9 protein-coding genes are annotated in these 12463 nt (G+C 40.0%); 4 read left to right on the top strand and 5 right to left on the bottom strand.

The window, feature by feature from the left end; genetic code table 11:
- Position 1 precedes the first annotated feature (1 nt).
- Genes LV716_RS14020 through LV716_RS14005 form a run of 4 tightly spaced genes read left to right on the top strand, consistent with a single transcriptional unit; the run spans position 2 to position 4532 of the window.
- Positions 2–1021 carry a zinc-binding alcohol dehydrogenase family protein gene (locus LV716_RS14020; protein WP_163418414.1) on the top strand — a complete coding sequence of 340 codons (1020 nt, stop codon included), beginning with the start codon at positions 2–4 and terminating at the stop codon, positions 1019–1021.
- A gap of 21 nt (positions 1022–1042) precedes the next feature.
- The gene (fucP, locus tag LV716_RS14015; protein WP_163418413.1) at positions 1043–2299 is read left to right on the top strand and encodes an L-fucose:H+ symporter permease; all 1257 of its coding nucleotides are present in this window, start codon (positions 1043–1045) and stop codon (positions 2297–2299) included.
- Positions 2300–2304: 5 nt separating this feature from the next.
- The gene (locus LV716_RS14010; protein WP_163418412.1) at positions 2305–3003 is read left to right on the top strand and encodes an L-rhamnose mutarotase; all 699 of its coding nucleotides are present in this window, start codon (positions 2305–2307) and stop codon (positions 3001–3003) included.
- Positions 3004–3020: 17 nt separating this feature from the next.
- Entirely contained in the window at positions 3021–4532 is a 1512-nt protein-coding gene (locus LV716_RS14005) for an alpha-L-fucosidase (protein WP_163418411.1), read from the top strand.
- A 47-nt stretch (positions 4533–4579) separates the two neighbouring features.
- Here LV716_RS14005 and LV716_RS14000 read toward each other — a convergent pair whose 3' ends face one another.
- Genes LV716_RS14000 through LV716_RS13980 form a run of 5 tightly spaced genes read right to left on the bottom strand, consistent with a single transcriptional unit; the run spans position 4580 to position 12420 of the window.
- Entirely contained in the window at positions 4580–6238 is a 1659-nt protein-coding gene (locus LV716_RS14000; RefSeq protein ID WP_163418410.1) for a glycoside hydrolase family 43 protein, read from the bottom strand.
- Positions 6210–6977 (bottom strand): family 16 glycosylhydrolase, encoded by a 768-nt coding sequence (locus LV716_RS13995; protein ID WP_163418409.1) that lies wholly within the window; start codon positions 6975–6977, stop codon positions 6210–6212. The genes LV716_RS14000 and LV716_RS13995 overlap by 29 nt, the downstream gene beginning before the upstream one ends.
- Positions 6974–8098, bottom strand: a complete 1125-nt coding sequence (locus LV716_RS13990) for a glycoside hydrolase family protein (RefSeq protein WP_163418408.1) — start codon at positions 8096–8098, stop codon at positions 6974–6976. The genes LV716_RS13995 and LV716_RS13990 overlap by 4 nt, the downstream gene beginning before the upstream one ends.
- Positions 8099–8114: 16 nt before the next feature.
- Complete coding sequence (locus tag LV716_RS13985; RefSeq protein WP_163418407.1) at positions 8115–9218, bottom strand: glycoside hydrolase family protein; 1104 nt, start codon at positions 9216–9218, stop codon at positions 8115–8117.
- Positions 9219–9234: 16 nt separating this feature from the next.
- Positions 9235–12420 (bottom strand): glycoside hydrolase family 2 TIM barrel-domain containing protein, encoded by a 3186-nt coding sequence (locus LV716_RS13980; protein WP_163418406.1) that lies wholly within the window; start codon positions 12418–12420, stop codon positions 9235–9237.
- Positions 12421–12463: the final 43 nt, after the last annotated feature.

The raw sequence follows: 12463 nt of genomic DNA, 5'->3' as shown, positions 1-12463 counted from the left end.
AATGACAAAAGTAATTCGACTAAAAGAACCCGGTGTTTGGGAAACCTATTCTCAAGAAACTTCAGCTACTGATTTGCAAGTTGATGAAGCTTTGGTCAAGGTGAGTAAAATGGGAGTGTGTGGCACGGACCTACACGCGTTTAAAGGAAACCAGCCCTTTTTTCAATACCCAAGAATATTGGGGCATGAGTTGGCCGTAGAGGTATTGAAAACAGGTATCGAGGTCACTAATGTCAAAGTTGGAGATCGCTGCTCGGTAGAACCTTACTATAATGAAAAGGTGGGACAGGCTGCAAGAAGGGGAAAAACCAATTGTGGCGACTATTTAAGAGTGTATGGAGTGCATGTGGATGGTGGAATGCAACAACTCATGAAGCTTCCTTCCCGACTATTACATCCGTCAAAAACATTATCCAACGATCAACTTGCTCTCATTGAACCTTTGGCCATTGGTTGTCATGCTGTTGATAGAGCCGAAATTAAAGAAGATGATATTGTATTGGTCATTGGTGCCGGACCCATAGGGTTAGGAGCCGTGCTATTTGCTCAATTAACGGGTGCAAGGGTGCTGGTGATGGATATTGATGCACAAAAACTGAGCAAGGCCACGGAAATTACCAAGGTGAACGACACGGTATTGGTTTCCGATCATGTTGAGGAAAATCTCGAAAAACTATTGGATGGTGACTTGCCTACAATCATACTAGATGCAACGGGCAACCCAATATCCATGCACAATACATTCAAATACGTTGCTGCTGGAGGTACCATCGTTTTTATCGGATTGTTCCAAGGAGATGTTTGTTTTAACGACCCCTATTTCCATAAGAAAGAGTTGACCTTAAAAGCAAGCAGAGCAGCATTACATAACGATTTCAAAAGAATAATCGAATTAATGGAAGCTGGCAAAATTGATCCAACATCTTTTATTACCCACCGTATCCATTTTAATGATGTTCCCATGGAATTTGAAAAACTGTTTGCCCATAAAGATTTGGTTAAGGCCCTTATAGAATTTTAAAACCCTAAAATTGAGATTTTAATGGTAAAAAAAGGAAGTAATACCAATTTTTTAGTACCTCTGATTATCGTAATGGCATTGATGTTTTTTTGGAATTTGAGCAGAAACATCAATGATGTCTTGATTCCACATCTCAAGAGGGCATGCCAGCTTACGGACTTTCAATCATCATTGGTGCAATCCGCTTTTTTTGGAGCTTACTTTATTGTAGCGTTGCCCGCAGGTTGGTATATTCAAAAAAAAGGATACCGCCAAGGTATGATAACCGGATTGGCCATTGCCGCATTTGGCGCTTTTCTATTCTACCCTGCGGCGGAAACGCGTGTATATCCTTTTTTTCTTTTAGCATTGTTTGTGATGGCTGCAGGGTTTGCGGTTTTAGAAGTTACCGCTTCACCTTACATTACCAAATTGGGAGATTCCAAAGGAGCTTCGAGTCGTTTGAGTATGGCCGCGGCCATTGGGTCAGTGGGAGCTACCATTGCCCCTTCTTTGGCCGCCTTGTTGCTATTACATGAAGTGGATGTACCACAATCAACCATAGACGCTTTTTCCCCCACAGAGCTGGAAACATTTTTATCTGCTGAGGCCGATTTAGTGAAACCTCCTTACATAGTACTGGGGGTGATTCTAATCATTATCACCCTGATAGTGATGTTGACAAAATTACCGACCATAAAAGAGGAGCAGGGAGGGGATAAAAAACCTTTATTGGATATCTTAAAATTCAAACATACCCTTTACGGCGTTGGAGCGGAATTTTTTTATGTAGGAGCAGAAGTGGGTATCGTCAGTTTCATTATCAGATATGCCAAATGGTTCAATATTCCTGAACTCACCGAGCAAAAAGCAGCACAATATATTACAGCCTTTATGGGATTGGTGCTTATTGGTCGATTATTGGGAGTCTATATCTTAAAAAAGTTTAAACCTCAAAATGTGTTGGCACTCTGTAGTGTAGGTGCATTTGCTATGGTGGGCGTAGCCATTTTGACCGAAGGTTATTTCTCGTTGACCTGTTTGTCTATCGTGGGGTTTTTCACCTCTATTATCTACCCGATTATCTTCAGTCTGAGCACAAAAGATTTGAAAGAATATACCAAGACCGGTTCCTCAGTGTTTTTGTTGGGAATTGTGGGTGGGGCATTAGTACCGCCTTTAATGGGATATATCTCCGATACTATTGGAATTAAGTACGCATTTATTATCCCAATGATTTGTTATGTATATCTACTGTTTTTTGCAGTAAAAGGATATGTAATCAAAATAAAGGCCTAAAAAAGATGAGTACCAATCAATTTCGTCGTTTTACGTATTGCATTACAGCAAAAAAACAAGGCGTTTCTGAAATACTGGCACAAATAAAATTGGAAGCTATTCAAAAACAGCTGGTAACAGGGGGAATAACGGCTTTTGAGGGATATCAAAAAGAGGATATCTATTTTTTATTGATTGACGGGGCACTGGACATGAATAGTAGAGCTTTGGCCGATACTTTATCAAGCATGGTCCTCTTCTCTGATATTCAACGTGTTCTACAAGAAGATAATACTCCCTTTTCTTTTGAATCGTCAGTATTGGAACGTATCTATAAATTGGATCAAAAAGTTATTTTTCGTCCAGAAGATGGGCAGTTAAAAACCAGGGTAGGTGTTAAAAAGCGTTTTGTTTTGACACTTCTTTTACAAGATGATCCGGAATTGATTGCCGAATACAAAAAGGTACATGGCATTGGACAAGCATGGCCGGAAATTACTGCAAACATGAAATCGGTTGGAGTGATGGATATGGAGATTTACCTGCATAATAGCCAAGCCTTTTTAATTATGGACACTATTCCTAATTTTGATATGGACGTCATTGGACCGCAATGGCAGCAGCTTCCAAGGGAAACAGAATGGCAGGAATATGTAGCTAAGTTCCAACGAATTCATCCCCAAGATTCCATTCAGGAGAAATGGGGAAACATGCTACCTATCTAACACAGAAATTAGTTATTATGAAAAAAAATGTATTGGTACTCCTCATTATAGTTTTATATAGTGCCTGCAAAACCAAAACCAATACTAAAACCAAATTCAAGTTTGAAGAGAACTGGGAAAGCTTAAAACAATACGAGCTACCGCAGTGGATGAAAGAGGCCAAATTTGGTATTTTTATTCATTGGGGACCTAACTCAGTCGCTGAATTGTATACAGATTGGTATCCCAGATGGATGTATATGGATAAGGGCAGTATAAATCATACTACCGGAAAAAAAGTAGATGATAAACCCCATAAAGCATACTTACATCACAAGGAAAAATTTGGTGATCCAAGCGAGTTTGGCTACAAGGATATGATTCCACTATGGACCATGGAAAACTTTGACGCAAAAGCATGGGTGGATTTGTTCAAAAAGGCCGGGGCCCAGTACGTAGTGCCCGTGGCCGAACACCATGACGGTTATGCCCTCTACGAATCGAGCATCACGCCATACAATTCCGTAGCCATGGGTCCCAAAAGGGATGTTTATAAGGAACTTACGGACGAAATAAAAAAACAAGGACTCATAAGTGGTGCAAGTTCGCACTTAGCGTTTAATTGGAATTACTACAACCAACAAGACTATTTTGATACGGGGGATCCAAAATACGCTGCCTTATATGCCCCGCAGCATGAGGCTTTTGCCCCGGCAAGCGAGGAATGGCTGGCCAATACATGGTGGCCCAGAACCAAAGAGATTATCGATAAATATCAACCTGACATCCTTTGGTTCGATTTTTATCTTGACCGCCCCGAGTTTGCACCTTATCATAAAAAATTGGCCGCATACTATTACAATTCAGGTCTTGAACGGTCAAAGTCTGTAGTGCTACAGACCAAAAATTTAAACTATGAGTCGTACCCCAAGGGAACCCATATGTTGGACTTAGAACGTAATAAAATGGATTCCATTTATGGGGAGTACTGGCAAACGGATACGTCAATAGGAAAAAATTCTTGGTATTATAACAAAAACTGGATTCCGAAAACGGGAAGCGAGCTCATTGCGGATTTGGTGGATATTGTCAGTAAAAATGGATGCCTTCTGCTCAATATTGGACCAAGGAAAGATGGTATTATTCCTGAAAATCAACAAAAAACCTTATTGGATATCGGCAAATGGCTACAGATAAATGGCGAAGCAATCTATGGTGCCAAACCTTATACGGTTTTTGGTGAAGGACCTACGAAAACACATAGGGGTCATTTGGCCGAAAGTAAGGATAAAGGCTTTACATCTGAAGATATTCGGTTTACAGTAAATAATGGGTTTTTATATGCCCATGCATTGGTTCCAAAAAAAGGGAGTATTGACATCAACTATCTTAAAAAAGATACTATTTCTATTGATACCTTGAAGCTTTTAGGCTACGATGGAGATATTTCATTTGAACAGACCCAAGACAAACTGACCATTAAATTACCAGAAGAAATAGCTTTAGAGCATACTTTGATCTTTAAAATAACGGCCAGGGCAGATTTATAGGAGGCTAAAAACTTAATTGAAGCATCTTAAAATTGGAGGATTCAATTCTAGTCATTCCCACTTATACAAAACCAGTCGTAAATCGCCTCCGTTTTGCTTTCCTGTCCTGAGGAGGTGGCATACATGCCCACATATACGCCATTAAACTTTTTGGCCACATTATCGGTAACTATGGTATAATCTTGAATAGGACCCAAGGGTACCAAATCGTCTTTATGTGTTCCATATAAAAATTGAACCTTTAGGCCTTCAACTTTTGCACTTAAAACAACCTCCTTCTTTTTAAAAGGAACTTTTGTAATAATTTCTGGCAGTACTTCTCCTTTATTATCTTTTTGAAACACCTTTATCAGGATAATTTCGTTATCACGTTTTACCAATTGATAATTATTACCATGACGTCGATAGATTGCCAATCCCGCTTGTTCATTCTTTTTTCTGGTTGAAAATTTCAATTTCGTAGTCACTTGATAATTGAAATGACGTGTACGAACACCCATGAATGATGGATTTACAAGCTCAGTTAACATTTCAGGACACAGACGGACATGCATTTGTCCGTTTTTTTGGTCATGCCATTTATACCGTGGCGTACGTAAGAAATTCCATTCCAAATCAAGGTCTTCACTTTCAAAATCAAAACATTCTTTCTTTTCAGGAACAGGGGTCCAATCTAATTTTGGTCTTTCTTGTTCTTTCTGTAAAAGCCCTACACCAGGATTATAGATTGGGGTTATCCCGGATTGCTGCTTCGCTATTTCAACTTTTGCCAAAAAAGTTTCCCGTGCCAAGGTCACATAACCATCTATATATCGCTTTGCCAAAAGTACACTCCACCATTCCCCATTCTGGGTTTGTACCAGATCTGCATGTCCTGTCTGACCAATGGGATGTGATTTTCCCAAATGCCGATGTGTCATTACGGGGTTGGCATGGTTGGGAACATAAGGCCCCCAAAGATTTTTACTATTAAAAACGGTAACAGCATGGTACTCACCTGTCCCCCCTTCGCCTATAAGTAACAAGTATTCATCATTAATTTTGAACAAGTGTGGTCCTTCGGCCCATCTCGCATTTGAAGCGTGACCATAAGTAAGTTGCTTTTTTTCTCCAATGAGAACACCTTTATCCGGATCTATTTCCTGCATCCAAATGCCATTTTTTCCCTGCCATTCACCTTGGGTACCATCAACTACAGCGGCACCAGTATAATAGCATTTTCCATCGTCATCCCAAAAAAGCGAGGGATCTATACCGGGAGCATCTGCTATCCATTTGGGGTCGCTCCATGGCCCTTTAGGATCTTTTGCACTGATAATAAAGTTGCCTTTTTGACCCACCATAGTTGTAATTATGTAGAAAGTGCCCTTATGGTGACGAATTGTAGGAGCAAATATCCCTGCGGAATTATCCAAACCGTCTATATACACAATTTGATCGGCACGATGCAGTCCATGTCCAATTTTTTCCCAATTCACAAGGTCTTTACTCTTATGGACGGGAAGTCCAGGAAACCATTCAAAACTTGAATTTACTAGGTAATAGGTGTCCCCAACACGACAAATTGAAGGATCGGGATAAAAACCAGGTAGTATGGGATTATTGAAATTCTCTGGCGCTGTCTGAGCTATAGATGTACCATAGCACAGCATCATAAACACAATGACTATAATCGGTTTATTTGACTTTCTTATAATATCGTACATAATCTACTTTCATACTAGTGCCATCAACCGCATCTGTTAGTGTGCCATACCACTCTACTAATGCCAGACTTAGGAATATTGGGGTTTTACCGAAGCAAAAATCATTTTTCAATCGCCTGATTTCTTTTCCATCTAGATAATACACCATTCCATTTTCATCCCACGTTAAGCCAAAAACGTGGAAGTCTTTGGAAAAATCGATGTCTTCGTACGTAAAGGCTTCAGGGTTTCTAATACTTATTTTCTTCCCACTCTTTGTTATAACATGGTCTGTATGGTTATGAACATTCGTATTTACCTCATTGGGATAATGACCTTCATTGATATCAATCTCAAAACGTTTCCCTTTTTTAGGATCTTTACCTTTGGTCATCAACCAAAAGGAGTTATTGGTGGTTTCTGCAGCGGCATATTTGTAACGACATTCAAAATATCCATATTTAAACTTCTTTTTTGTCCAAATACTTCCCGATGTCCATTCTTGACCGCCTCTATTTTCCTTTTTATTTTTCAGATACAGTAAGCCATCCTTCACCTCAACATTCTCGCGCCATCTACTACACAAAATATGACCGCTGGGACCGTTTTGCGATTCCCACCTCTTATCTAGTTTTTTATCTTCATAGTTGAAATCGTCATCCCAAACCAGCTTATAATCTTGTTTAATTTCCTCAGGCAATTGTCCATAGGAAATACCACATAGAAGGCATAGCAATAGTGCTCTTATTCTTGTTTTCATTTTATAGGGATTTGAACGTTCCATGAATGGATAATACCTTTTGCGTCAATAGTGTCTGCAGCGCAGACCAAAGCCATAGGCGCTCCATTTTCAAGATACAATTGCGGCCGTTCCAAATGCTTCAATTTAAGAATGCCCTCTCCTTCCCTATCAATCTGTAATTTTGAAAGCAAAGGGTTTGAAGATAGTTTCCAATCAAATCCATCATTCGATTCGAATAGCACCAAAGCTTGTCCTGCATCCGTAAAGGCACCATGCATGTCTTTTACAATAGCACGGTATTTACCCTTTTCGTACCAGATAAAGGGATCTTCAGCAGGAAAATCATGGCCCTCGGCCGTAAAGACCGGAAAATCATATTTCTTAAAAGGGCCCGTAGGGCTATCAGAAGTTGCAACACAGTGTACCACAGGTCCACCAGCAATACCTTCCTTCTTTTTACCCACTGCTTTATATACCATGAGATAACCCCCATCTGGACGTTTGACAATAGAAGGATTATTGGTTACAAGGGCATCCAGTGCGTTATCATTAGGGCTCACATCAACTAAAGGAGTATCAAAGCGTTCCCAAGGTCCATTGGGATTATCGGCTATAGCCACCCCAATGCGTTGATTATTTCTATGGCTCCAATTGAATTTGAGCTTTCCAGGCTCACATACATTTACTCCATCTCCTGTATTGCCCATGTAATACAGATAATATTTGCCATCAAATTTATGTATGGTAGGGTTATGGGTGCACAATCCATCCCAAAATTTGGCTCCTCGAAGGGGTAACGTAACATCTTTATGTTCCCATGGACCAAAAGGAGAGTCTGAAGTGGCATGGGCTATTTCTGAATGGGTTACCCAGGCCCAGCCCAAATCTTTTTTCCATCGCGAATAAAACATATGATATACACCATCATCAGCTTTTGTTACGGAGCCACCCCAAATACTTAAGGAATCGCCCCCACTAAACATGGATTGTGGAGCTACCTTTCCTAATTCCAGTTTATATTCCGAAGTAATTTGTTTCAAACTGTCCGAAACGGTTTCTTTTGAAGACTCAGGTGTGTTTTTTTTTGAATTGCAGGACACCAAAGCTGCAAACATTACCAAGAAAATCAAGTTTTTCATTCGTATCAATTTAAGTTTATTCGTCACCATAAGTTTTAAATGGCATTACCACGGAAAATGAGTCTTCACTATCCTTGGGCAATACTGCAATAATCAATGCCTTTGGGATTCCGCCTTCAAAATACAGTTTGGGCATATCTGCCGTGCGTTCACAAAGGGTTTCGCTGTTATCCGTCCAAAACAATTTTCCTGCCTTCAATACCAAGGGTTGTTCCGCCAATGACCAATCTAAGCCTTCTTCGTCTGAAGTATACAAAACCATTGTTCCTTTGCTGTATGAGGTAAGCGAACCATCATGATCTTTCCCGATACAGTAATAGTGACCATCTTGAAACCACTCTACATGATCATCCAGTGCAAATTTTGAAGTTTTGGCTTCAATAAATGGTTTGCCAGTATCTTTAAATGGTCCCAGTGGAGCATTGGATAAGGCCGTAACATGTACCACCTTGCCACCATACATACCTTCTTTTTCCTTTACATACTTATAAACCATCAAAAATTTACCATCTGGCCGTATGGAGACTACAGGCGTCGAAACCAATCTACGTGTGGCATCAATATCGATTAAAGGCTTGTCAAAACGTTCCCATTCGTCATTTAAATCATCTGTCACGGCAACTCCTATTCGCTGATGATTACGATTCACCCACCATTGATCGTCTTTCATGGAAGGCATCCCAGGTGTGGTACCCCAATACCCACTTCCATGGTTCCCCATGTAATAGAGATAATAACGACCTTCATACACTACAACATGGGGGTTATGCGTGCAATCACCGTCCCAGTATTCTTTACCTCTTGGGGGCAATACTAAATTCTGAAACTTGTAAGGCCCTGTTAAACTATCAGAAATAGCGTGTGCAATCTCAGAATGGGTTGCCCAACCATGATGGCCACGTGATTTTGGCCAACGTGAGTAAATAGCATGATATTTCCCGTCTTTTCCCTTAAGGATATTGGTTCCCCAAACATTATAGCCCTCTTCGGAAATAATGTTGGCCTTATCCAGCTTTTCTGGAAGCAACTCTGTAAAGTCCAAATTACTTTGGGATATACAGCTGTGATACCCAATCAGTATTGATAGAATAAAAATAGATGTGTATTTTCCTTTCGGCATTACTCTTTTCTAAAATTTACAGCACTGTTTTTTTCTGTTCCGCCTTCTCTATTTCGGACCAATTGCTTTCACCATTTGCAGTTTCACGTTTGATTCGGAAGAAAACAGGCGCCTCTCCTTCTAAGTCTATAGATAGCATTCCACGTACATTGGAGACAAACGTCTTGTTCAAATTAGCTTTGGATGTACCATATTCAACCGTATAATTGCCATCATCAAAATCACTGGTATACCCAATGACCAACTTATTATCGGTAATAAAGGAATCCCAAATGGTTGGAGGCAACTCTTTGCTACTCGTGATTACCTCTTTTGTTGTGGATGGATTGCTTACCCCTTTATCGTTGACCGCATAGAGTTTAAAACTGTAGCTTTTGTCCTCGCTTAGGCCATCAATATCTATAAAATGATTGATGGTTGAATTGGAATTTGTTACTACGTTGTCACCATTGGAATAGGCAACATAATATTCCGTAGCGTTGGGCACGTTATCAAATAATACCCTGACTGCATACTTCCCCGGAATAATTTCCTTGATTTCTGGTGTAATTGCTTTTTGGAAGGAAAGGGTTTTGTTGAATCTTGAATGGTAGGTCGGTGTTACCAGATTAAGGGTCAAGTCCAATACTTGTTCTGGCAGACCATCCCAAGTAATTTGTCCTTTCCATTCCCCGTCTTCGGGTTTTAAGATGGGTAATCTCAATTTTTTATCGAAGACCATCTCACCATCAGTGTTTTTAAATTGATACGCCAACGTATATCCTTTCATCGTGTGGCTGGGATAATCCTCTCTGCCTTTAATAGGGATACGAACATCGGCAGTCTTTTTTTCGAAGTCGATATGGGAAACCTCAATATCTTTTATTGGTGCATGTTCTCTCCTTAGACGATTGAACAATCTCCTTTTCTTTCTCCAAGAAGTAATGACTCCCCATACCCTATTTTCTTCTGCCGTGGTTCCAGCGTAAGCACTTCGGTAATCATTGAATGTCCAGAGCGATGTACCCACCACAAAATCATTTTTCCCTCTATAATATTCCATCCATTCTGAGATGATATCTTGATCGACATCCAATCCTGTAGAAGGAAGGGGGCCAAAACCAAATTCTGATATAAATATGGGCTTATTGGGCCATTTTGACCTAAGTGTATCCAATACATCTTGGGGTTCTCCTTGCCAAGGATACATATTGTGCATAATCAAATCTGAAAAGGTATTCGGATCCGTATCAGGGGTATATTCTGATTGCTGACCAGAATTGCTAACGCAGGTAACCAGTCTATAAGGATCCAGTTCCTTTTTTACATATTCAATGGCGGCCCTGCCATATTCATAATGGTTATTCAATTCATTACCTACGCTCCAACCTATGATACTTGGGTGGTTGATGTCACGTTCAATCATTTTTTTCAACCAATACTTTGGCAAGAAATAATCGTTCTTCATCACATCCAGTCCATGCTCACCCTTTAACATAACATAGGGTTCATCTAGCATCAATACTTCTTCATCTTCACTTTTGGGGTCAATGACACCTTCTCCACCCGGTTGAGATTCGGACAGCGGATAATACTTTAACCGGAACTCATCATTGGCCAAGTCCCTTACATTGACTTCTTCAAACAACATTATCCCTTTTCTGTCACATAATTCAAAAAGTTTTTTGTTCTGATTCCCGTGCATGATACGCATAAAATTAGCTCCGGCTTCCTTCATAAGGTCAACATCTTCCTCAAGCACTTCCAAAGGTTCTGAAGAGCCCCAAAAACGGCTTTCGCTTACCCTGTTGTAGCCTGCCAAACGCACTGGTTCTCCATTTAAAAGCATTTTGGAATCAGTAAGTTCTATTTTACGTATACCAAAATCATCTGTCCTTTGGTCCAAGAGCACCCCACCTTCGGAAACAGTGGTCACTACACTGTAAAGTTTAGGATGGTCAAAATGCCAAAGCTGCACTTTATCTGCATCCAAGGTGGTTTCCAAATCAATATCTCTTGAAGTATGCGGGTCAATTTCAAGACTGCCATCCAAGGTTCCTATTTCTATAGAATGCATGAGTTGAGCATGGACATTTACTGTTCGCTTTGCATTGGAATTATTTTCAACACGTACCTTCAATTTTACTTGGGCCATGCCCGATGATAGGTCGGGATCGGCATGAATATATTGATAATCCAATCGTATATCCTTGTTTTTGGTCAAGGTTACATCCCTAATAATGCCCCCCCAGTTCCAGGTAGCGCTAACAATGGCACTGTTATCCGCCTGGACGGCAATAACATTTGTCCCATTAAAATTCAATGCTTCGGTCACATCAAATTCAAAAGGTGTAAATCCCCCTCGATTTTTACCAATAAATTTTCCATTGATATAGACCTTTGAAAGATGGTATACCCCCTCAAATTTTAAATAATAGCGATCATCGGTCCCCTTTTCCCAATTTTCAGGAAGTTCTATGGCTTTTCGATACCATCCAATCCCGGTATAATTTGAAAAATCGTTGATCATTCCCCAATGTCCAGGCACTTTTAGGTCGTACCAGTTTGAATCATCAAAATCGCTCAAGAAAACACGTTTAGGCTCTTCCTGCGCTTTTATATACTTCTCTTCCGAAATTTCCCGGAACATAACGGCATCCGCAGCAACTTCTCCACTGACAATAGCCGTCAATTCTACATAGTCTTCATCTGAATTACCAAATTCATAAATGCCGAGACTATTCCATTCGTTACAAAAGACCCTTTGATTGAAATACTTTGTAGTAATGCCCGTGACGTGTTTTATATTGTATTGTGCCGTCATATTTGAAGCAAAGGGATATCTTGAAAACACTTCGTAAAACCCTGATTTTTTAAACTTTGGATAAAACCTAACATAGGAAGTATCAGCCTTATTGCCACCCCCTAGATCGGTATTGGTGAAGTTGTGCATTACATAGTCTTTACCATAAAAATAAGTATCCCGTTCACCTTCTGTGACAATTCTCCAATCACCGAGAATTTTTATGTTGGCATCTGTATTATCTATTACTAAATCGCTATCCGTCTCCCTAATATTCATGTAATTGGATCCTTCACCATAAATGGTGTTGAATTTCCAATCACCATTTAAGGAAAGTGTATCGTTGCCAGAAAGCTTCTCATTTGAATTACAGCTGAAAAGCAATACAGAAATTAGAATTAAAAAAGGACTCTTCTTCATCTTGTCTTTATAATTGAGTTAAACCCCGGTAGGATCACTACAC

Origin of the sequence: Flagellimonas sp. HMM57 (genome assembly GCF_021390175.1) — a bacterium.
GTDB lineage: Bacteria > Bacteroidota > Bacteroidia > Flavobacteriales > Flavobacteriaceae > Flagellimonas.
This window is presented reverse-complemented; position numbering and strand designations above follow the sequence as displayed.